This window comes from Candidatus Ichthyocystis hellenicum, from assembly GCF_001460935.1.
GTDB lineage: Bacteria > Pseudomonadota > Gammaproteobacteria > Burkholderiales > 2013Ark19i > Ichthyocystis > Ichthyocystis hellenicum.
Map to the genome: position 1 here is coordinate 1,818,314 of NZ_LN906597.1, position 24,735 is coordinate 1,843,048.

The 24,735-nt window shown below is 32.2% G+C and carries 14 protein-coding genes; 11 read left to right on the plus strand and 3 right to left on the minus strand.

The window, feature by feature from the left end:
• Positions 1–1,206 precede the first annotated feature (1,206 nt).
• From Arg41_RS08380 to Arg41_RS07010, 9 genes are all read left to right on the plus strand, one after another.
• Positions 1,207–2,709 carry a hypothetical protein gene (locus tag Arg41_RS08380; RefSeq protein WP_092490648.1) on the plus strand — a complete coding sequence of 501 codons (1,503 nt, stop codon included), beginning with the start codon at positions 1,207–1,209 and terminating at the stop codon, positions 2,707–2,709.
• 211 nt (positions 2,710–2,920) lie between these two features.
• On the plus strand, positions 2,921–4,000 hold the full coding sequence (locus tag Arg41_RS06970) for a hypothetical protein (protein WP_092490649.1): 1,080 nt from the start codon (positions 2,921–2,923) through the stop codon (positions 3,998–4,000).
• 687 nt (positions 4,001–4,687) lie between these two features.
• Positions 4,688–5,689, plus strand: coding sequence for a hypothetical protein (locus tag Arg41_RS08385; protein ID WP_092343735.1), 1,002 nt, complete (start codon positions 4,688–4,690; stop codon positions 5,687–5,689).
• Positions 5,690–6,320: 631 nt separating this feature from the next.
• On the plus strand, positions 6,321–7,511 hold the full coding sequence (locus Arg41_RS06985; RefSeq protein WP_092490651.1) for a hypothetical protein: 1,191 nt from the start codon (positions 6,321–6,323) through the stop codon (positions 7,509–7,511).
• Positions 7,512–8,238: 727 nt separating this feature from the next.
• Positions 8,239–9,309, plus strand: a complete 1,071-nt coding sequence (locus tag Arg41_RS06990) for a hypothetical protein (RefSeq protein ID WP_092343738.1) — start codon at positions 8,239–8,241, stop codon at positions 9,307–9,309.
• Positions 9,310–9,324: 15 nt separating this feature from the next.
• Positions 9,325–10,386 (plus strand): hypothetical protein, encoded by a 1,062-nt coding sequence (locus Arg41_RS06995; RefSeq protein ID WP_172792684.1) that lies wholly within the window; start codon positions 9,325–9,327, stop codon positions 10,384–10,386.
• Between the two features lie 916 nt (positions 10,387–11,302).
• Positions 11,303–12,262, plus strand: a complete 960-nt coding sequence (locus Arg41_RS08390; protein WP_242641422.1) for a hypothetical protein — start codon at positions 11,303–11,305, stop codon at positions 12,260–12,262.
• Positions 12,219–12,563 carry a hypothetical protein gene (locus Arg41_RS07005; RefSeq protein ID WP_092490653.1) on the plus strand — a complete coding sequence of 115 codons (345 nt, stop codon included), beginning with the start codon at positions 12,219–12,221 and terminating at the stop codon, positions 12,561–12,563. Before Arg41_RS08390 ends, Arg41_RS07005 begins: the two co-directional genes overlap by 44 nt.
• Positions 12,564–12,580: 17 nt before the next feature.
• Positions 12,581–13,339 carry a hypothetical protein gene (locus Arg41_RS07010; protein WP_092490654.1) on the plus strand — a complete coding sequence of 253 codons (759 nt, stop codon included), beginning with the start codon at positions 12,581–12,583 and terminating at the stop codon, positions 13,337–13,339.
• 152 nt (positions 13,340–13,491) lie between these two features.
• Here the strand turns inward: Arg41_RS07010 and Arg41_RS07015 are convergent, their stop codons facing one another.
• The gene (locus Arg41_RS07015; protein WP_092490655.1) at positions 13,492–14,457 is read right to left on the minus strand and encodes a hypothetical protein; all 966 of its coding nucleotides are present in this window, start codon (positions 14,455–14,457) and stop codon (positions 13,492–13,494) included.
• 154 nt (positions 14,458–14,611) lie between these two features.
• Here Arg41_RS07015 and Arg41_RS07020 point away from each other — a divergent pair, with 154 nt between their 5' ends.
• Positions 14,612–15,274, plus strand: coding sequence for a hypothetical protein (locus Arg41_RS07020; RefSeq protein WP_157722324.1), 663 nt, complete (start codon positions 14,612–14,614; stop codon positions 15,272–15,274).
• 159 nt (positions 15,275–15,433) lie between these two features.
• Here Arg41_RS07020 and Arg41_RS08040 read toward each other — a convergent pair whose 3' ends face one another.
• Positions 15,434–17,395: a hypothetical protein gene (locus Arg41_RS08040; RefSeq protein ID WP_157722325.1), complete on the minus strand. Its 1,962-nt coding sequence runs from the start codon at positions 17,393–17,395 to the stop codon at positions 15,434–15,436.
• A 1,143-nt stretch (positions 17,396–18,538) separates the two neighbouring features.
• Positions 18,539–19,759, minus strand: coding sequence for a hypothetical protein (locus Arg41_RS07030; RefSeq protein ID WP_092490657.1), 1,221 nt, complete (start codon positions 19,757–19,759; stop codon positions 18,539–18,541).
• Positions 19,760–21,044: 1,285 nt separating this feature from the next.
• Here Arg41_RS07030 and Arg41_RS07035 point away from each other — a divergent pair.
• Positions 21,045–24,653, plus strand: a complete 3,609-nt coding sequence (locus tag Arg41_RS07035) for a hypothetical protein (protein ID WP_092490658.1) — start codon at positions 21,045–21,047, stop codon at positions 24,651–24,653.
• Positions 24,654–24,735 lie beyond the last annotated feature (82 nt).

Here is a 24,735-nt window from a genome sequence, read left to right on the forward strand (position 1 = left end):
AATTTGGGTATGATAAGGATGGATATAAGAAAGATGGATATGATAAGCATAGATATGACAAATTCGGATATGACAGAGCTGGGTATGATCGATTGGATTTTAATAAATATGGTTACAACAGATATGGAAATGAATATAAATATGAAAAATATGAGGGATAAATCATCTTAACGTATTTCCTAGGTTAGGCGTCGAGGCGCATAGTTGTTGAAACTAGAATCCACAGAAACGCCTCAACCGAACCTTCCTCCATACTCAGCCGCATTCCACATATCAATACCGGTGATATCCGTCTATATCGAATCCTTCTCTATCAAACCATTTTATGTTACATCCACTCCCATCTTTATCAAATATTCTTTTTGTGGAAAATAATAATCGATCAAATACTGATCCATCAAATCAAAGTAGGAATCGCACTAAAACTAGAAGATTATCCTGAAGTTTCCACCTCGGTATTAGATATAGATTCTGTTACAGATTTATATACATAAACTATAGCAAATAAATCACATTCATTAATTTTGCATTTTTATCTAAATCTAAATCTTTTTACGGTTACATTATCATGTTAATTTTTCTTCACTAAAAAATCACTATGGTTGGTCACTATGGTTGGTAATAATGTAATAATATTTATGTTATTACTGACCAACTTGTATCTCAGAAAAATATCAAAAGCAAACATGATTTTTTAATTAACAAAATATCGTCTGATTAATTATAAATTATCGCTAAAATCTTCTAGTTTGGATAACCCCTTCATCATACCTATATGTTACTCTGTTACCATTTTATTCTTATTCTATCTACATATCCATACATGTATCTCCATATTTATCAAATTCTTATTTCGTGATTACGATAAAAAAAGAAAAGGATATAACAAATATACAGACATGACGAATACACAAGAAAGATAGTAGTAGATATAGTAATCATGACAAAAAAATATAAATTTAAAAAATAATAAATACTTATAAATGATTGTCATAAGCACTACATTTAGACAATAAAATTAAAAACTAATGGGAGTTATTAATGAACGTGATTTATTTATTGCATTTAAAATATTACAAATGTTACCTTGGGAATACGATTGTTGATAGCCTATGGTCGGATGATATTTGGGATGAATAAAATGTCAATCGCACCCCTTGCGATCACTTTTTGTGTACTTGCTAACTGCATAAAGGATGTTAAACAATGAGTGATTGTTCTATTACTGCATGTAAGTCTGAAAGAGTGTCCATTTCTGATAATGAGACAAAAGATTTAGAAGAAATTGCTAGTACGAGTGCAGCACCTTCTTCGATTACGGAGCTGTCACAATCAACTGATATTCAGTCTGGATCTTCATTTGCCACTCAAAGGTTTAATGAAAATGGATATGACAGATTTGGGTATAATAGGTGCGGTTTCAACAAAGAAGGATTTCATATAACTGGATCTAAGTATAATGATTATGGGTATGATAAAGATGGATATGGCAGAGATGGATATGACATATCTAGATATGATAGAAAAGGATATGATAAATTTGGTTTTAACAAAGAAGGATTTCATAAAACTGGATCCGAGTATAATCAATATGGGTATGATAGATTTGGATACAATAAAGACGGATGCAGGTATGGGAGTGAATATGATAAAGATGGATTTAACAAAGATGGATTCGACAAAGATGGGTTACATAAAATTAGCTCTGGGTATTATAATGAAGATGGGTATGATAGATTCGGATACAATAAGGACGGGTACAATAGCAATGGGTATGATAGAAAGGGATATGATAAATTTGGGTACAATAGATGGGGTTTCAACAAAGAGGGATTACATAGAACTGGATCCAAGTATAATGAAAAAGGGGAAGATAAATTTGGATATGACAGAGATGGCTGGAAATATGGTTATAAAAATGGGTTTGATAAAATGGGTTATGACCTTCGCGGGTATGATAAACATGGGTTTGATAGGCGTGGCTATAACATTCAGGGATATAACAAGGATGGGTACGATAAGCGTGGGTATGACAAGTACGGGCGTGATCGTGATGGTTGCATAAAAAAAGACATAGAGGGTGTATTCGATAAGAATGGTCTTGATAAGGATGGTTTTGGTAAACACGGATTAGATAAGGATGGGTTTGATAGAGCCGGGCTTGATAGAGATGGATTTGATAGAGATGGGTTTGATATAAACGGATTTAATGAACATGAATTAGATAGAGAGGGGTTTTGTCCAGATGGGTATAGTGATGATGGGTATAATAGGAATGGATTTGATGGAGACGGTTATAACAGGGATGGATTTGATAAAAATGGATTCCGCAAAAATGGACTTTATGTAGATGGATCTAGATATGATAAAGAGGGTTATGACAAGTTTGGATATAATAAAGATGGATATAATAGAGATGGATTTGATGGATATGGATACAATCGTGATGGAGTTAACAAGTCAGGATATAACAGGGACGGATCGAGATCTGAAAAAATAGCTAAATACGAATCGGTTAATGATGAACCTGAATTTAATGAAAATGGATACGATAGATTTGGGCGCGATAGGTATGGATATAATAAAGATGGATATGATCGCGATGGATATGATCGCGATGGGTATGATCGCGATGGGTATAACAAGTCAGGGTATGATTCACTTGGATTTAATAGGAATGGGTATAAGAGGGAGGATTTGTTATCGTGAGTGAATCAAGTTGCATGCTCGATAAGGTTAGTGCCGCCGTCTCGAGCATGCGCTGCACTGGTTAGTACGTCAAAATTAGGTGCAGGTTAGATACTGCTGAACTTTACAACTATTCATGATAAAAGTGTCATAAATAAAAGTCCAATAATTAATTATGCAATAAAAATATAAATGCTACAGTTCAGACAGTCTATTTTTTACAGGAAAAATAATGTTTTGCACTAATAGTAAATGTTTGAATTGTTCTCAGAGCGATAACTTTGAATCCCAAACAGAAAGCAAAGTTGAAGGAGGAATTGAATGTGTAACAATTATTGATGAACATGATGAAAGTTTTCAACAAACCCACCGTTCCATCAGTAAAAATTTAGTTAGTGCTTTAATTACACTTAGTGTGTTGGGGGAAACAACTGGGTCTGCACCTGAACGTAGACGTCCTAAACCTCTTGACCCTCTTGACCTTCAATGCAATAATTATATAAATTATATAAAAGTTAAACGTTATTCATGCTATGTAGCACAAAAAATCTGTAGTATTTCTAGCTTTAGTAAAAAAGTAAGAGTCATTGATTCTTACGAAATAATTAGAGAAGCTATTAATGTATCAGTGTCAAGAATGAAAAATTTGGAGAAAACAAACCATGTTATTAATAATGGTATTCCATTAAGTTTAAACTTTACTTACGACTATTTTAAGGACGATTGCAGTAAGGTAGAGAACACTGCAAGTGTACTATCATTTGTTAATGGCCACCTTTACTCTTATATTAAAGATAATAACTTAATAAATCCTGCCGAATGCAGGTTTGATACTGATAAACTTTGCGGTCACGACAAAAACCCAAATAATTATCTTTTGAGTAAATGTTGCTCTGATATTGGATCATACCTAATTCACCCTAATATATCATTATCAGAATCAACAATTACTGAGACTGTGGCAACTACTGTAGCATCTAATATTGCAAGTTCAACAATTGGAATTTCGACTGCAACTACTGTAGCATCTAATGTTGCAAGTTCAACAATTGGAATTTCGACTGCAACTACTGTAGCATCTAATGTTGCAAGTTCAACAATTGGAATTTCGACTGCGACTGAATCTGAATTGCCATCTGCTGCTAGTATTATTAGTACGTCAAATATTGTATTAATTGTATTTTTATCTCTTGCTCTTGCTTTAATATCCTTTATAGGACATAGAGCTCTCAAACATTCTAGATCACAACAACCTCAGCCCATATCACAATCTGATAACACAGAAAACGCTGAGAGAGAAGATCTTGTTTAGTATTTAGTACAATGTTTCCAATAGTATGGACTATTGGAAACTATGGAATTTTTTCCAGTAAAAACATACTAGTGCATGCTCGAGGCAGAGATGCTAACCTATCGAGCATGCACTTATTTGTCATATTCATTAACTAGAATCCAGAAACGCCCCAACCTAACCTTCTCCCATACCGGTGATATCCACTCCCATAAATCAAATTAGGAATCTCACTAAAAGCCGCACTAAAAACAGAAGATTATCCTGAAGTTTCCACTTCGGTAGCAAATAAATTACATTCATTAATTTTGCATTTTTATCTAAATCTAAATCTTTTTACGGTTAAGTTATCATGTTTTATGTCATTATAATTAATAAAAACACGATTTTTAATTAACAAAATATAATTAAATATCGTCGAATTAATTATGAATTATCGATAAAATCTTCTAGTTTGGATACCCCTTTCATAATACCTATTCTCCTTTCGTGATTACAATAAAAATGTAAAAGGATATAATAAATATACAGAAATGACGCATACAGAAATGACGAATTATTTATTGCATTTAAAATATTACAAATGTTACATTGGGGGTGAGATTGTTGATTGCCTCTGTCTAGATGATATTCGAGATGAATAAAATTTCAAGCGCACTCCTTACGATCACTTTTTGTGTACTTGCTAACTGCATAAAGGATTAAACGATGATTAATTGTTGTTCTATTACTGAATTTTGTTGTTCTATTACTGAATTTGAATCTGAATCTGAAACAGTATCCATTTCTGATGATAATATGAAAAATTTAGAAGAAATTTCTGGTACGAGTACAGTCTCTTCTTCGCTTACGGCGTTGTCAACATTATCTGATATTCAATCTAGACCTTCATTTGCCACTCAAAGGTTTAATGAAAATGGATATGACAGATTTGGGTATAATAGGAGTAGTTTCAACAGAGAAGGATTTCACGGAAGTGGATCTAAGTATAATGATTATGGGTATGATAAAAAGGGATTCGACAAGGATGGGCTACATAAAAGTGGATCCGGATATTATGATCAAGATGGGTATAATAGATTCGGGTACGATAAGGATGGGTACAATAGCAATGGGTATGATAGAAAGGGATATGATAAATTTGGGTACAATAGATGGGGCTTCAACAAAGGGGGATTACATAGAACTGGATCCAAGTATAATGAAAAAGGGGAAGACAAGTTTGGATATGACAGAGATGGCTGGAAATACGGTTATAAAAATGGGTTTGATAGAGATGGGTTTAATAGGCGTGGGTTTAATAGAGATGGATTTAATAGGGATGGGTTTGATGAAGACGGGTATAACAGGGATGGATTTGATAAAAATGGATTTCGCAGAAATGGACTTTATGTAGATGGATCTAGATATAATGAAAAGGGTTACAACAAGTTTGGATATAATAAATATGGATATAATAGAGAAGGATATGATGGATATGGGTACGATCGTGATGGATTTAATAAGTCAGGATATCACAGGAATGAACATTGGGTTAATATAGATAGAGACGGGTTTGATAGAGATGGGTTTGATAAAAATGGGTTTGATAGAGATGGGTTTGATGTAAACGGATTTAATGAGCATGGATTAGATAGAGATGGGTTTGATATAAACGGATTTAATGGGAATGGATTAGATAGAGATGGTAAATGCCCTAATGGAAATTAGGGCATCTTGGCTAAGGCATTTTTTGTCATGTTATATTATGTCATTACCATATATATCATTACCGTACCTGTCGAAGCCATCTTTATTAAAACCTGAACTATCAAACCCTCTTATATTAAAATTTTCTCTATCATATCCATTTTTGTCATACCCAGATTCATCATATATCCCCCCTCCTTTGTGTAACCCATTTTCATCAAAAAAAATTAGTATTCATTAATTTTTTAGATTTCAGTATATGAATCCCCAGACCTAGGTACAGTCAAAAGATATCACACTTCTTTTAATATCCATTACACTGCATTAAAACAGATGGGTATGATGCACGGGTTATCCAAACTAGAAGATTCATAATTCATTCCACGATATTTAGTTATAATTACATTATTACCAACCATAGCACTTTTTTAGCGAAGAAAAATTATTAACATGGCAATGTAATTGCAAAAAAATTTAAAATTAAATAATAAAATGCAAAATTAATAAAATTTATTTGAACGTGATTTACTTGCTTATAGTTATGTTATTCCAAATGTTACTCTCACTTAATGTCATATCATTTATGTTTTATGTATAAATGTAATGGTACGTCATATTTTATACGCTTGTTGATTGATAGGGAGATTGTGTAATGGATGCTTCTATCGTTTATGTATCTAAATCTGGAACAGAATCTATATCTAATACCGAGGGGGAAACTTCAGGAGAATCTTCTGGTTTTAGTGCGACTTCTACTTCGATTTCAGTGTTGTCAGAGTTATCTGGAGCAGAATCTAAATCTAATACCGAGGTGGAAACATCAGGAGAATCTTCTAGTTTTAGTGCGCTTCATACTTCGATTCCAGTGCTGTCACAGTTATCTGAAGCAGAATCTAAATCTAATACTGAATCTAATTATATGAAATCCCTCTCTGTTTCAACATTTAGACCAAAAAGAATATTTAACGATGGATATGACAATAGGGGGTATAACATAAAGGGGTTTAATAGAAAAGGATTCGATGCAAAGGGATATGATAAGGATGGATTTAATAGTAATGGATATCATAGGTATGGATATGGGCATAATGGAATGGGAGTAAGGGATAAAAAAGACGGATATAGGTATAAGGATACCCATTATGGGTTTGATGAAAATGGTTATGCCAAAGATGGGAGTAAATTTGAAGATCTAGATTTTCGTTGGTTTAAGTCGCCTTATCCGCCGATAGATAGAGACATATATGATGCCGATGGGTACAATAAAAAGGGATTTAATAAAGAAGGATTCCGTAGGGATGGATCTATATATGATGCGGCTGGGTACGATAAAGAAGGATATGATGATGAAGGATTCGATAGACTAGGATTTGATAGACGAGGATTTGATATATGTTGGTTCGATAAGTACGGTATAGATAGAGACGGGTGTGATATTTACGGATTCAATGAAAAAGGATTTGATAGACGAGGATTTGATAAATACTGGTCCGATGAGCTCTGTACTAAAGATGATGAGATAGTACATAAATATAGATTAACATTATGTAGATATGATAGAAATGTATATGATGCAGAAGGGTACAGTAAAAGGGGACTTAATAGGGAAGGATTAACCAGATATGGATCTAGATACGATGCTGCTGGGTATGATAAAGAAGGATATGATGTAGAAGGATTCGATCCCAAGGGATTTAATAGATCAGGGTATGATATAGAGGGATATAATAAGTATGGAGTTAATAGTCGCGGATTTGATAGGTATGGATACAGAGATAGTGATAACGACGACAGCGGTAATGAAATTGAAGTAATAAATGATGATGGTTATATAAGTGCATGATAATTAATCACTTCGGTTGCGGCGTTCTTCAACGCCGCAACGTGTGCCTCGCTCTCATATTTATAATCACCAAATTTCATCATATATCCCCCCTCCTTTTATTGAATCCATATTCGTCAATCAAGTTAATAACAAAGGTAACTCATACTAAAAAATTCTCCTGGGTATTCCATTTTCGTATCAGGTGTCGTGGCTGTTTCAGTATTACATAAAGACATAGAGCAATCACTCATTTGACTGTAATTAATAAATCTCATTTAGCATTTTGTTGTTTAAATTAGTATTAATTATTTTTTTAGAGATGAAGCAAAAGCAATCTTCTTCTAAATTTTTTACACACTATTAAATAATCACAAAAAAAACAAACGTACAGCGCACCACTTTTATATTTTTCATTCATCACAAACTCAGAATCATGTTTCTAGATCACTAGAAGTAATTTAGCTCTAAATAACTACAACTCTAGAAGGTGTCCATGATAGTTTTAGATTATTTTATTTTATATGTACATAGCAAATGTGAGGTAAACAATAATTTTAGATAATAAAATGCAAAATTAATCAACGTTGAATGTTATTAATGCATGTGATTTAATTCGCATGTGATTTATTTGCTATAGTTATATTATTCCAAATATACTTTAGCTAATTTAGTGTCATATCTATATAAAACAATGTAATGGTATGTCATATTTTATACGCTTGTTAATTAATAAGGAGATTGTGTAATGGCTGGTTCTACAGTTTATGCATCTAAATCTGGAACAGGATCTGCATCCAATGACGAGGTGGAAAATTCAGGAGAATCTTCTGGTTTTAGTGCGCTTCCTACTTTGATCCAGTTATCTGGAACAGGATCTATATCTAATACTGAAGTTGAAACTTCAAGCTTTCACCCAAAAAGAATATTTGATGGTGGATATGATAAGAGGGGATATGACATGAATGGGTTTAATAGAGAAGGATTCGATATGGATGGGTATGATACGAATGGATTTAATAGTAATGGATATCATAGGTATGGATATGGGCATAATGGAATGGGAGTAAGGGATAAAAAAGACGGATATAGGTATAAGGATACCAATTATGGGTTTGATGAAAATGGTTATGCCAAAGATGGGAGTAAATTTGAAGATCTAGATTTTCGTTGGTTTAAGTTGCCTTATCCGCCGATAGATAGAGACATATATGATGCCGATGGGTACAATAAAAAGGGATTTAATAAAGAAGGATTCCGTAGGGATGGATCTATATATGATGCGGCTGGGTATGATAAAGAAGGATATGATGATGAGGGATTCGATAGACGAGGATTTGATAGACAAGGGTTTGATAGATGCTGGTTCGATGAGTGCTTTAGAGATAGAGACGGTTATGATATATACGGATTCAATGAAAAAGGACTTGATAGACGAGGATTTGATGGATACTGGTCTTGTAAGATCTGGGCCGGTAGGACGGATATTAAAAGAGATGATGCCAGAGTGCATAAATATAAGTTCACGTTAGATCGGTCTCATACAGATAGAAATGTATATGATGCAGAAGGGTACAGTAAAAGGGGATTTAATAGGGAGGGATTAACCAGAGATGGATCTAGATACGATGCTGCTGGGTATGATGGAGAAGGATATGATGTAGAAGGATTAGATCCCATGGGATTTAATAGGTCAGGTTATGATATAGAGGGGTACGATAAGTATGGACTTAATAGTCGAGGATTTAATAGGTATGGATACGGAGGTAGTGATGACGACAGCGGTAATGAAATTGAAGTAGCACGTAATAACGGTTAAAGTGCATGATAATGAATGACTTCGGGTGCGGTGTTCTTCTACGCCGCACCTAGGCGTCATATCCATCAATCCCATCTTATGTCCCTCCTCCTTTGTGTAATCCATCTCTATCTCTGTCAAAACCGTCCTCATCATATCAATTATGACAAAGATGGATACAATGTGAAAGGATTTAATCAAAAGGGGTTATGTAGAGATGGTTCCAGGTATGATAAAGAAGGATACGATAGTGGAGGATATGACAGGGATGGATATAATAGGAGAGGGTTTAATGTAAAGGGATTACGTAGAGATGGATCTGAATATGATAACACCGGATATGATAATAACGGATATGACGAAGACGGATTTGATAAACATGGATATGATAAAGACGGTCGTAAATATGGGTACAAGGATGGGTACGATAGGAGCGGATATAACCACCAAGGATTTAATAGGGATGGGTATGATAAACGCAGATATGACAAGTACGGGCGTGATCGTAATGGTTGCATAAAAAAGTATCCAGAAGGTGTATTTGATCAAGATGGCTTTGATAAACGCGGATTAGATAAGAATGGATTTGATAGATCCGGATTTAAGGATGATGATGAATTTGATAGGGATGGGTATGATCAAAATGGATTTGATGAACATGAATTGGATAGAGATGGGTTTTGTCCCGATGGATATAATAATAATGGGTACAATAATAGGGATGGATTTGATGGAGACGGGTATAACATGGATGGGGTTAATAAAAATGGGTTCCACAAAAATGGACTTTATGTAGATGGATCTAGATATGATAAAGAGGGTTACGACAAGTTTGGATATAATAAAGATGGATATAATAGAGAGAGATTTGATGGATATGGATACAATCGGGATGGAGTTAATAAGTCAGGATATAACAGGGATGGATCGAAATCTGGAAAAATAGCTAAATTATTATTAGTAAATGATGATGGATATGATAAATTTGGGTATGATAAGGATGGATATGACAGAGCTGGGTATGATCGATTAGAGTTTAATAAATATGGTTACAATAGATATGGAAATGAATATAAATATGAAAAATATGAGGGATAAATCATCTTAACGTATTTCCTAGGTTCGGCGTCGAGGAGCATAGTTATTGAAACTAGAAGCCAGAAACTCCTCAACCGAACCTTCCTCCATACTCAGCCGCATTCCACATATCAATACCGGTGGTATCCATTTCTATTAAATCCATCTATATCAAACCATTTTATGTTATATCCACTCCCATCTTTATCAAATATTCTTTTTAGGGGAAATAACAATCGATCAAATCCTGATTCATAAAATCAAAGTAGGAAGCGCCAAAGTAGGAAGCGCACTAAAACTAGAAGATTATCCTGAAGTTTCCACCTCGGTATTAGATATAGATTATGTTACAAATTTATATACATAAACTATAGCAAATAAATCACATTCATTAAATATCAAAAGCAAAATAATTAATAAAAACACATGATTTTTTAATTAACAAAATATCGTCTGATTAATTATGAATTATCGCTAAAATATTCTAATTTGGATAACCCCTTCATCATACCTATATGTTACTCCGTTACCATTTTATACTTATTCTATCTACATATCCATACATGTATCTCCATATTTATCAAATTCTTATTTCGTGATTACGATAAAAACGGAAAAGGATATAACAAATATACAGGCATGATGAATACACACGACTTAAATGTTAAGTCTGCAAAAAAATATAAATTTAAAAAACAATAAATACTTATAAATGATTGTCATAAGCACTTAGATAATAAAATTAATGGGCGTTATTAATGAACGTGTATTAATGAACGTGGTATATTTATTGCATTTAAAATATTACAAATGTTACATTGGGGGTACGACTGTTGGTCGCCTCTGGCCAAATGATATTTGGGATGAATAAAATGTCAATAGTATCCATTGCGATCGCTTTTTGTGTACTTACTAATTACATAAAGGATGTTAAACAATGAGTAATTGTTCTATTACTGCATGTAAGTCTGAAACAGTGTCCATTTCTGATAATGAGATAAAAGATTTAGAAGAAATTGCTAGTACAAGTGCAGTCCCTTCTTCGATTACGGAGTTGGCACAATCATCAGAATTTCGGTTAGATTCATCTTCTTTTACCTTTAAAAAAGAGTTTGATGTAAATGGATTTGATAAAGATGGTTATCATAAAGATGGATACGAACATAATGGTTGCGGAATAAGGAATAAGAAGGATGGTTATAGGTATAAATATATAGATCATAAATTTGATAAAAACGGTTGCGATAAAGATGGAAACAGATATCTAGTAGGAAGTCCTATGGTGGAGAATTTTGTCGACTATATAAAGGACTACGATTATGACAAAGATGGATATAATAGGAGAGGGTTTAATGTAAAGGGATTACATAGAACTGGATCTAAGTATAATGAAAATGGGTATGATAAATATGGATATGATAAAGACGGCCGTAAATATGGGTATAAGGATGGGTACGATAGGAGTGGTTATGACAATTATGGGTACGATAAAAATGGGTACGATAGGAGCGGATGTAACTACCAAGGATTTAATAGGGATGGGTACGATAAACGCGGATATGACAAGTACGGGCGTGATCGTAATGGTTGCATAAAAAAGGATCCAGAAGGTGTATTTGATCAAGATGGCTTTGATCAAGATGGTTTTGATAAACGCGGATTAGATAAGAATGGATTTGATAGAGCTGGATTTAATAATGATGATGAATTTGATAGGGAAGGTTATGATCAAAATGGACTTGATAAATATGGATTGGATAGAGATGGGTTTTGTCACGATGGATATAATAACTATGGGTACAATAGGAATGGATTTGATGGAGACGGGTATAACAAGGATGGGGTTGATAAAAATGGATTCCGCAAAATTACACTTAGTGTGTTGGGGGAAATATGATAAAGAGGGTTACGACAAGTTTGGATATAATAAAGATGGATATAATAGAGAGAGATTTGATGGATATGGATACAATCGGGATGGAGTTAATAAGTCAGGATATAACAGGGATGGATCGAAATCTGGAAAAATAGCTAAATTATTATTAGTAAATGATGATGGATATGATAAATTTGGGTATGATAAGGATGGATATAAGAAAGATGGATATGATAAGCATAGATATGACAAATTCGGATATGACAGAGCTGGGTATGATCGATTGGATTTTAATAAATATGGTTACAACAGATATGGTTAAATGAAGATGCTCATGTTGTGGCTGATCATCTTCAACAAAAAGAGAAAAAAAATACTAGATATTCTTCATTAGTAAGTCTGGTTCCTACTATGTTGGGTGCTCTTAGTATGTTAGGATTGCCCGGAAGTTCTCAGGCACTTGATTTTTTGTCTTCTAGTTTTTGTCAATTGAAATCGGATGTTTGTAGTATAATTCACAGTGGGAACTGCAACCTTAACCGTAATTATACGTATAACATTACGGATATAATTAATGCTGCTTTTGTCAGAGCATCAAATGAATTAAATAGTTCCAGAGATATGTTGTTTAACTGGAGTTTTCCTCTTATAGTTCCAGTGTCTAAAGACGTAGACGGAGAATTCTTCATAATGGGAGATCAATTGAATCGCATGTCTAAATATATACGTGGAAATATGTCTGCTCTTACTGATAACAATTGTACTTCTGACATTATTAAGATACGTTCTTCATGCTTATCCAGTCCATATATGACCAAGGAAGTCGTTAATAAGTACTGCCACAATATTACTAAGTACTTGTCAGATAGTAAAGATATAGACGAAAAAACTATAGTTACTACTGAAGAAAGTAATACAAAAACTTGGGCATTAATTTGTGCATTAACTTTATTTTTACTCATTGCTGGAGTTGTAATGTTTTTAGTAAGACGCAGGCATAAAAGCAGGGGCGCTTACTATATGAGACAAAATCGTCCATTAGAAATAGAACTCAGGTCTCTTGAAGAAAGAAGGACATCAACTGAAGAAGAAAACTAGAATCACTTTAAAGTAAAGATTACATTTTGATTATACTAGCATAATTTTCATTATATCACTATGATATCCTACTTGAATTTTCCACTACTGGTCGGAGTGCAACTGCACTAATTTATCTAAACAATGTACTCCGAAAGTACTTCTGTCGCCAATTATACAGAACTAACCATCTCTAGCATAACCACATCTTCTCTTCGTCTTTGTTGCAGCAATCTTTGTTGATCATTACGGCGTTTGTATTTTACCAAGGCAAATACTGTAGCACCAATAATAGCTAAAGCTAAAAGCAGCACACAGGATACAATAATTGCAGTATGATCTTTTTCTTCATCTGCTGATGTAGATCTAATAGTTGTTGATTCCAAAAATGTTGGTGCGACAGATGTTGAATTTATCACCGTTTCTGCCAAAGATGTAGATTTAATAGTTGTAGGCATCAAAGTTGTTGGAGTTATAGTTGTTGTTTTAATAGTTGTAGGCATCAAAGTTGTTGGAGTTATAGTTGTTGCTTTAATAGTTGCAGGCATCAAAGTTGTTGGAGTTACAGTTGTTGCTTTAATAGTAGTAGGAATAAAAGTTGTTGGAGTTACAGTTGTTGCTTTAATAGTAGTAGGAATAAAAGTTGTTGGAGTTACAGTTGTTGCTTTAATAGTAGTAGGAATAAAAGTTGTTGGAGTTATAGTTGTTGCTTTAATAGTTGTAGGAATAAAAGTTGTTGGAGTTACAGTTGTTGCTTTAATAGTAGTAGGAATAAAAGTTGTTGGAGTTATAGTTGTTGCTTTAATAGTTGTAGGAATAAAAGTTGTTGAAGTTATAGTTGTTGCTTTAATAGTTGTAGGAATCAAAGTTGTTGGAGTTATAGTTGTAGGAATAAAAGTTGTTTGAGGTGTAGCTGTTGATTTAATAGTTGTGGAGATCAAAGTTGTTTGAGCTATAGTTGTAGGAATCAAAGTTGTTGGTTTAACGCTGGTTAATTTCATAGTCATTGAAGACAAAGATGTTGGATCAGACATTGTAGGAGAAAATATTTCTGAAGGCATACTTGTTGCAGGACTAAGTGAATCACCTAAAATACCACTAGCATATTCCATCGTATTAATAAAAACTAAAGATGACATTAAATTTTTAATAAAGGATGATTTTAATAATGAAACTCCCTCATTAAATGAAGAGGATCATGTTGTAATTGATCATGCGCAACAAAAAGAGAAAAAAAATACTAGATATTCTTCATTAGTAAGTCTGGTTCCTACTATGTTGGGTGCTCTTAGTATGTTAGGATTGCCCGTAAGTTCTCAGGGACTTGATTTTTTGTCTTCTAGTTTTTGTCAATTGAAATCTGATGTTTGCAGTATAATTCACAGTGAAAACTGCATTCCTTACCGTAATTATACGTATAACATTACGGGTATAATTAATGATGCTTTTGTCAGATCATCAAATGAATTAGAGAGCTCCAGACATATGTTGTTTAACTGGAGTTTTCCTCTTACAGTTCCAGTTTCTAGAGACATAGACGAAAAATTCTTCATAATGGGAGATCAATTGAATCGCATGTCTAGATATATACGTAGAAATATGTCTGCTCTTACTGCTAACAATTGTACTTCTGAAATTAGTAAGATACGTTCTTCATGCTTGTCCAGTTCATATATGAGACAGGAAGTCATTAATAAGTACTGCAGTAATATTACTAAGTACTTGTCAGATCGTAAAGATATAGACGAAGAAACTATAGTTACTACTGAAGAAAGTAATGCAAAAATTTGGGCAACAATTTGTGCATTAACTTTATTTTTACTCATTGCTGGAGTTGTAATGTTTTTAGTAAGACGCAGGTATAAAAGCAGGGGCGCTTACTATATGAGACAAAATCATCCATTAGAAATAGAACTCAGGTCTCTTGAAGAAAGAAGGACATCAACTGAAGAATAAAACTAGAATCACTTTAAAGTAAAGATTACATTTTGAGTATACTAGCATAATTTTCATTGTAATCACTATAATATCTTACTTGAAGTTTCCACTACTGGTCGGAGTACAACTGCACTAATTTATCTCAACAATGTACTCCGGAAGTACTTTTATCGCCAATTATACAGAACTAACCATCTCTAGCATAACCACATCTTCTCTTCGTCTTTGTTGCAGCAATCTTTGTTGATCATTACGGCGTTTGTATTTTACCAAGGCAAATACTGCAGCACCAATAATAGCTAAAGCTAAAATCAGCACACAGGATACAATAATTGCAGCATGATCTTTTTCTTCATCTGCTGATGTAGATCTAATAGTTGTTGATTCCAAAAATGTTGGTGCGACAGATGTTGAATTTATCACCGTTTCTGCCAAAGTTGTTGCTTTAATAGTTGTAGGCATCAAAGTTGTTGGAGTTATAGTTGTTGCTTTAATAGTTGCAGGCATCAAAGTTGTTGGAGTTATAGTTGTAGGAATAAAAGTTGTTGGAGTTACAGTTGTTGCTTTAATAGTTGTAGGAATAAAAGTTGTTGGAGTTATAGTTGTTGCTTTAATAGTTGTAGGAATAAAAGTTGTTGGAGTTACAGTTGTTGCTTTAATAGTTGTAGGAATAAAAGTTGTTGGAGTTACAGTTGTTGCTTTAATAGTTGTAGGAATAAAAGTTGTTGGAGTTATAGTTGTTGCTTTAATAGTTGTAGGAATAAAAGTTGTTGAAGTTATAGTTGTTGCTTTAATAGTTGCAGGCATCAAAGTTGTTGGAGTTATAGTTGTAGGAATAAAAGTTGTTTGAGGTGTAGCTGTTGATTTAATAGTTGTGGAGATCAAAGTTGTTTGAGATATAGTTGTAGGAATCAAAGTTGTTGGTTTAACGCTGGTTAATTTCATAGTCATTGAAGACAAAGATGTTGGATCAGACATTGTAGGAGAAAATATTTCTGGAGGCATACTTGTTGCAGGACTAAGTGAATCACCTAAAATACCACTAGCATATTCCATCGTATTAATAAAAACTAAAGATGACATTAAATTTTTAATAAATGATGATTTTAATAATGAAACTCCCTCACCATATCTGTTGTAACCATATTTATTAAAATCCAATCGATCATACCCAGCTCTGTCATATCCGAATTTGTCATATCTATGCTTATCATATCCATCTTTCTTATATCCATCCTTATCATACCCAAATTCATCATATCCATCCTTATCATACCCAAATTCATCATATCCATCCTTATCATACCCAAATTCATCATATCCATCCTTATCATACCCAAATTCATCATATCCATAATCATTTACTAATACTAATTTAGCTATTTTTCCAGATTTCGATCCATCCCTGTTATATCCTGACTTATTAACTCCATCTCGATTGTATCCATATCCATCAAATCCCTCTCTATTATATCCATCTTTATTATATCCAAACTTGTCGTAACCCTCTTTATCATATCTAGATCCATCTACATAAAGTCCATTTTTGCGGAATCCATTTTTATCAACCCCATCCTTGTTATACCCGTCTCCATCAAATCCATCCCTATTGTACCCATAGTTATTATATCCATCGTGACAAAACCCATCTCTATCCAATCCATATTTATCAAGTCCATTTTGATCATAACCTTCCCTATCAAATTCATCATCATTATTAAATCCAGCTCTATCAAATCCATTCTTATCTAATCCGCGTTTATCAAAACCATCTTGATCAAAGCCATCTTGATCAAATACACCTTCTGGATCCTTTTTTATGCAACCATTACGATCACGCCCGTACTTGTCATATCCGCGTTTATCGTACCCATCAGAATCATAACCATTCCTATCGTACCCATCCTTGTACCCATATTTACGACCGTCTTTATCATATCCATGTTTATCAAATCCGTCTTCGTCATATCCGTTATTATCATATCCGGTGTTATCATATTCAGATCTATCTCTACGTAATCCCTTTACATTAAACCATCTCCTATTATATCCATCCCTGTCATATCCTCCACTATCGTATCCTTCTTTATCATACCTGGAACCATCTCTACATAACCCCTTTTGATTAAATCCTTTCACATTGTATCCATCTTTGTCATAATTGCTATCCTCCGACTATATAACAGCTTTACTGCTAATTTCAGCAGCACCCAAATAGGTTTTAGTTATTAGTAGTATATTTTGTCTAATTTCTATTGTTAAATGTATTAGTGTATGACATAATAATAATGTAATTGTTTAGTATGACGTTTGTGATGTGCGTCGATCAGTGCACTATGCTTCGTGTATGTATTATTGTGCTGGGTTGGAAATGGGGCCTGCTGTCATCCTGTAGTGGTGGTGGGCCTCTCGTTGTTGTATAATCATAATATAGTTATCTCTAACCCATGGGTGCCTGATTGAGTTTGTAGGTAGCTTGACTTCCTAAGCATTGATCTTGGGTATTTTTTTGTAGCAAATATGATATTTGTAAGTGATCGATGGTTACGCTGGTCATAATGAAAATATACTCTTTTGGGTGTATGTCTCGTTTTTGCAGTTGTGATTTTATGTAATACGTGGCAATTAAATCTATTTCAATCCTAAGGTAACAGACGTTGGTGCTCTATCTTGAATCAGGAAGGGATAATATCTTCTGCAACCATTCGTGACGCGATGGTGCCCATTCTGTTTTTATCGCCCTCGTATAAAATAATTTTTAACGCACAAAAACGAAAGACATATTTCAAGTCCATGTAGTCTGATCTATAAGTTACGTTTTTTGTAAAAATGTATTGTTGAATCTAGATATCAAAGCAATCATGGATACGTAACAGCGCTCAAAAATGGCAATCGTTGTCTTTTAATTAGTATCATTTAATATTAACTACCAGTGATACAATTTATATAACTACTTGTAAATACATAAATAACTGTTAACTACTATCATGCCCAGCTCTCGTTCATTATAAAAAAATTAAAAACACATGAACAAAAACCTTACAATAACACTTTAATTTAAAAGTCAAAAGTTATAGCTACTAACAAATATAAGAGATGTAGCTTAAATAGTTTTATCGTATAGCAGCTGTGGATTTCTTTTCGAGGTAAAAAATTATTTATTCTTAGAATAATAATAAAGAACAAAAAAGTGGCTACAGAACTTAATCCACAACTATGCTATACAAAATATCTAATTTTTATTACGAAATACACTATACGCTTTCCTTAAATCAATAAATATCAATCTATGGACTCATATATGTTTTCTTCTAAATTCTCTACCTCTAAATCTTTCATAAAATCGCTATCAGGCTTAGCTGAGCAAGCATTGCCAACAGAATGAGAATGTGGTGAACACTCGTATTCATTTTCCACTACCAGTAATGGTGGCAAAATACGGACTTCTCGTTCTTCCAATTCTTCTGATAATACTACTCGTTCTTCTCTTCCCATTCTTATATAGCGAACATACTTTAAGACACTATTAGTAACATGATGCTTTTTATATCTTGCATAGAAAAATATCAAAGTAAATAGTGATAAAGCTGCCATAAATATTACTAATATGTTTGTTATAAATGAAGATGAAGAAGTTAATTCAGTATCAGGTAATACTGCGGTGGTATTCCCAATCGAATAAGTCACGACTGTACCATTATTGGTATCTGCAGATACACTATTTGGTGTATTTGTATAAAAGGAAGATAAAATTGTATCAAGGGTACTTTTAAGCACTGTCGATGCAGTCACTTGTACAGTGGTTGATGCAGTTGTTGGTATAGTCGTAGCAACAGTAGACGCAAGAGTTGTTGATGTTGTTTCAGGAGCTGTATTATCCAAGTATTCATGCAAATTTGAACAACTCTCAATGTCTAAATTAGCACTGCTGTATAACTGTTGGGCTTGACGTACAGGCTGCCTGTCTATGCCAACTGATATTAGCCTTACTTTGAGGTCACTCATAACAGTTAATACTCTATCTGATAACGATTTAATAGCATCACGCACATTATCATGGCTCATTGCACTCTTGATTAATTTAGACCTGCCTACGATCGACTTCAATTCCGATTTAACATTTATACTAGGAAAATTACCTTGTCTTTCGAATTTACGATCACCCTTGAAACTTCCAACTGTTCTCTGTAAAAAAATTAGGAGACACAACCTTGACAGCAACAAGTCCCAATCTTCAGTTTGTTCATCTTCGGCATTAATGCCTACGACAAAGCTCATAAATATAGCTGATGACATGATAATGTTAGCTGGTAAGATAATTCTTTTCAAAAATCTGTTAAGTATTCCTCTTCTCACAGTAACAATATCACTGCCAGAAATATAACTCTGTGAAACTGAATTAAGCAACAAATGATTATTTAATAAAACGCCTGAATCACTTGAATCACTTCTATCACCATCCTCTGTAGTCTCTCTAAAAAAATAACTATCACATGATTTCACTGTAAGCATTCCCATAAAATTTACTGTATTCCCATATTTTATATAGGACGATATATTTTACTAAAGGAACTCTTATACTTATATGCTGACACATATATCAATGCCAAGATTTACTATTACACAGTTTAATTAAATAAAACTTATTATATTACTAATAATAGATTAGTAGAAATTTGCAAATCATCCTCAAATAGATAAAGCTTACAACTCCTGTATATTATCTAGTGCAAATGCAGCACTACTAATTGATACCATTCAATATATGTTTATTTATAACTCACTGATAATTTGTTATAAATATAAAATCAGTGATTTTTTATTTATCATCATAACGTATTAATTAATAATTTATTTCTAACAATTTTTGTGATTTAGTAGATCCAAATTTCACACTATAATCATAGCCAACAAATTTTGCCGTTATCTTCATTGTAAAAAAATCATATTAATATTGATTAATGATCATCACTATTAGCAATGAAATTTATTACATACATAAATTTCAATATTTGTAAAACATATGACTACCCTCATATGACCACCTTAATAATTAATTTCATATACTAAAGCCTCTATTATCTATTGTTTAAATAAACATATAAAATAAGAAAGAAGATAGATAAAAATTTACGTTATTTACACAACAATTAAAATATGCCTATATATTATCAATAATTAAGGAATATAGATTAACTAGCAAGAAAATTTATTACATAAAGATAAAAAGAAGATATGATTATGGTGCATAAATTTCATATTTTGACTATTTATAAGAAAAATAATTAATTACTATTATGATAAGCAATGCTGCATAGTAATTGGGTTACAACATTAAATTTACTCGAACACGCTTTATGAATTTATCTGAGAGAAAGACAAATTTCAAGTACATTGATAATATGTAATCTTATCAATAGTGGTAATCATATTGTTCGCATAAATTCGCCTTACTCTAAAGGTACAACATCAAAGGAAGTAACTACTATTACGAATTAAATCTAATAAATTATGCTATAAAAATATGTATTTTGACGAAATTTAAATTTCTTATCAAAATAACGTAATTGCATGTATTATAAATAATAAGTGAATTAATAAAAACAAGTAATATAAGTAATTTGTCTAAAAATCTTATTTTTATTTCTTTAGCCTACTTAATTGAAAATGATGTTTCCATGTTCACAAATAAAATTTTATACTAAATCCATAGATTAGTGTACAATTAAAATCATAGGAGATAACATATAATTTATTTTTAGACCTTAGAATGTTCAGGTATTTTCATATGTATCCGTACTGCTCAAGAGATAATTTAGATATAAGTGATATAGACGAAACTAACAATGCTGTAAATAGTATAATTGGTAGTAATGATGACAATGTTTTATACCAAGATCAGTTATTAAATCAAGATCCATTCTTAAATCAAGACTTGGACGCAACCTTAAGTTCATACATAGATAAACTAATAAACGAACAATCATTCAGTGATTTTTTAAACTTCCCTGTTGACGATGAGTTATTACAGGACAATTACGATGACAATAATTATGAAGGTTTACCTGGTATATTCGAGTTTAACAAACTAGATGGACTTAGCGCAGAAGGTGCTGTTGAAAATTTTGATGATGGCCAACCCTCTACATCTGCTGGGATAAAGCGCTCATCAATTGAATGTGAATTGCCACAGACAGAACCAAGTCACAAAATAATTAAACAGGATATTAATGAAGAAAATACTTTAGGTGATTCAAATATAACTGCTGCAGAACCAATAATAACAGCACCGCTAATAAAAAGTGCAGAACAATTGGTACAAAATCAGTCAATTAATCAACAAAAATATACTCCCGATACAACAAAACAACGTGTAATGAAAAAAGAAATAACTCTAAGATCGTATCATCGTAATGACCTCTATTATACAGAATTTAATGCAAGCATATATAAGGATGCTATTAGAAGAATTAATATTGATAATGATGGATTATTCAGAAAAACGATACTAAAAGAACTTGATTCTACTCTTAGAGAAAAAGGTCTCACGAAATTGTTTGCTGATTTTTTTGATACTTATTCAAATGTGCGTAAATATATTTCAGATATAATTTTTCCTTTTCTTAGCGATATTATTCCTAATGCAGATGTATTGATAACCCCTGGGATGTCCATTTCAGACATGAAGTTTAGCTGCATGTCAAATAAAATTTTCTTTGAAAAACTAACTAAAAAATGTGAAAAAATCATAGGAGATATTCGTGCAGCTCCCGATGATTCTTTATTGCATGTATTTCAGAGTTATATTAATTTTAGCTATGAAATTTCTGAAAATATGAAAAACAAGAAATTTAGACTTTTCCCAAAGAGAATTAAATTTATCCCGGCGTTAAAAATTTTAATTATAGATACGTTGTTTGGTTTAACACGCAGTATTATTCGTGAAATTGATAAATTTGATCAAAATGACATTGTGAGAGGATTATTTTCAGATATACACGGTGTATTTATATCTAAATCTTTAATAAGAGATATAAATTCATCTTTTGATTCCAGTAGTAGGAATAAGTTTATAAATAATGACTTTAATGATAATTTAAAATTACTTAATAATTTGTTTGAAAAGTTAAGCAGTTTAGTAAGGAAGAGATGTGTATTCCACGAAGGAGGAGTGTTTTTTCTAAGTGAGCACACGGTAGAACAGCTATCCAGATATCTTTTGTCCGATATATATGGTATACCATCTAGGTTTCATAAAGAACTTAAACTATCAGAATTAAACTCAATAGCAGAACAAAATAATAGTGATGATTATTATAAAACCGAACAAATTTCAACTGTGTCAGGTATAGTAAACACAGAACAATTAGAAAAAAGGTTCAGCGTAGGGTCATATCACAGAAATAACTTGCGTTCAAAAGTATTTATCGAAAGCATATACGAAGATGCTATCAAAAAAATTGACGTTGACACTAAAGGATCATTTGAAAATAGCGTAATAGAAGAATTAGCTAATAATATTATAAGCAAGGGTTTCATAAAATCATCTATTAACCTCTCTTTAACATATTCAAATGTTCGCAAATATATTTTAGATAAAATTTCTCCACACATTAATGATATTATTACTGCTGCAGACATATTGGTATCAGTTGGAATGTCTATTTCAGACATGAAGTCTAGCTGTATATCAAATAAAATTTTCTTTGAAAAAATGAATAAGAATTGTGAAGAAATAACAGAAATTATACGTGATATTCCTGAGGGCACTTTCTCAAATATGATTCAGAGCAATGTTCGCTTTGGATCAGACGGACACTTGAATATAGTTCATAAGAGAAGTAAGTTTTCCTCAAAAATAAAGGAGTTGATTATAGAAACAATATTTAATTTGTCAAATAGTATTATTCACGAAATTAGTAAATTTAAACAAAGTGAAATAGTAAAAGGTTTGTTTTCATATACTCATGGAATGTTTATATCTAAATCATTAATAAGGAATATAAATTCATTTTATTATTACAATAGGCTTCCAAGTAGTAACTTTGATGATCATTGGGATTTGCTCAATAGTTTTTTTGAAAAAGTGTTAAATATGGTAAAAAAGTCCTGTATATTATTCGAGGGAAGACTATTTCTTCCTGATATGCATACAGCAAAAATACTTTCTAAATACTTTTTATCAGATATGTACGGTATTCCGTCTATATTCCATAAAAAGATTGAATTATCTGATGATCCAGTATCAACTTACAATATTAAATCACCTGGTGATGATACGATTGATAGTTATACAAAAGTAGAATCAAATTTACCAGAAGAGTCAAAGTTTATTCCAAAAATAAATCCAAATTGGAATCAAATGCTTATAACATCTTTGAATATATATGAATTAGCTTTATCAATGATAAAGCTGGACAAGGAAGAGTTTGAGAATCATTTCATAAATAAGATGAAGCAATCATCATTAGTAAAAAAACATTTTAATGCAAAAGAAAGTATTGCTATTGACCTTTCTATAACATATGCCCGCATTAAAGGTTATATTTTAGAATCATTTTATCCTTTATTGAAAGAAAGCGAAGAAGAAATAAAAAATACAATAAAAATACACGATGGTATAACTTTATCTGGACTGGAACATGCTTATGTATCAAATGAAAAATTCTTCACTAAGTTGCGCGAATTCCGTGGAAAATTAATAAAACGTATTAAAGATTCCAGTGATAGCACATTAAGTGATTTGATCCAATACCTTATACATTTGAAACCAAAAACAGGAGCTCATAAGAAAATATTGATGAAAAAAAAGAGGAGAGTTACATTTAGCAAATCTATAGCACAGCTATTAATTAAAAATATTTCCAGCGTTCCAGAAAAAGTTGTAAATGCAATTAAAATGCTCCCTCCCTCTAAACTTGTAGAAGAACACTTCTCTCTTTTTTATAATTTGTATATTGATAATGTATCATTACTAAAAGTAAAATCAGCGTTTGACTTTACACGGGAAAAAGTAATGAATGATCCTATCTTAGTTTCGTTAGTAGATAAAATTTCTTTAGATATGGTAAGTAAATTCGGAAATAGAAAGAATTCTAGAGTATCAATAAGTACTTATAAAATCATCAATAGTAATATTGTTACTGACAAGTTATCAACTTATAACTATATAAGAAAATTAGTAAGAGAGGAGGTTATTTTACTTAAAAACAATATAAGTGAATCTATTATGGTTATGTATGGCGATAAAATTAAAACTGCAGATCAAAAAATAAAAAATGAAATACTAGATAAACTAGAATCAGATCTAATTGAAACGTCTATAAAACTATATAGAGGTTTATGTGTTAAAACATACAAATCAAAAATAGCAACTAGCCAGAAGTGTAGCCTGTAATTGGATAAATTTAATAGTGATAGTTGATAAATTCGTTGATAACTAGATATGAGGAATTAATCTTAAAAAAATTTATTGTTAA

Coding starts and splice junctions, on each gene's coding strand:
- Arg41_RS06970 (WP_092490649.1), top strand. CDS start 2,921: ATGTTTTGCACTAATAGTAAATGTTTGAATTGTTCTCAGAGCGATAAC.
- Arg41_RS08380 (WP_092490648.1), top strand. CDS start 1,207: ATGAGTGATTGTTCTATTACTGCATGTAAGTCTGAAAGAGTGTCCATT.
- Arg41_RS06995 (WP_172792684.1), top strand. CDS start 9,325: ATGACTTCGGGTGCGGTGTTCTTCTACGCCGCACCTAGGCGTCATATC.
- Arg41_RS08390 (WP_242641422.1), top strand. CDS start 11,303: ATGAGTAATTGTTCTATTACTGCATGTAAGTCTGAAACAGTGTCCATT.
- Arg41_RS07020 (WP_157722324.1), top strand. CDS start 14,612: ATGTTAGGATTGCCCGTAAGTTCTCAGGGACTTGATTTTTTGTCTTCT.
- Arg41_RS06990 (WP_092343738.1), top strand. CDS start 8,239: ATGGCTGGTTCTACAGTTTATGCATCTAAATCTGGAACAGGATCTGCA.
- Arg41_RS07015 (WP_092490655.1), bottom strand. CDS start 14,457: ATGTCATCTTTAGTTTTTATTAATACGATGGAATATGCTAGTGGTATT.
- Arg41_RS06985 (WP_092490651.1), top strand. CDS start 6,321: ATGGATGCTTCTATCGTTTATGTATCTAAATCTGGAACAGAATCTATA.
- Arg41_RS07035 (WP_092490658.1), top strand. CDS start 21,045: ATGTATCCGTACTGCTCAAGAGATAATTTAGATATAAGTGATATAGAC.
- Arg41_RS07005 (WP_092490653.1), top strand. CDS start 12,219: ATGGATTCCGCAAAATTACACTTAGTGTGTTGGGGGAAATATGATAAA.
- Arg41_RS08385 (WP_092343735.1), top strand. CDS start 4,688: ATGATTAATTGTTGTTCTATTACTGAATTTTGTTGTTCTATTACTGAA.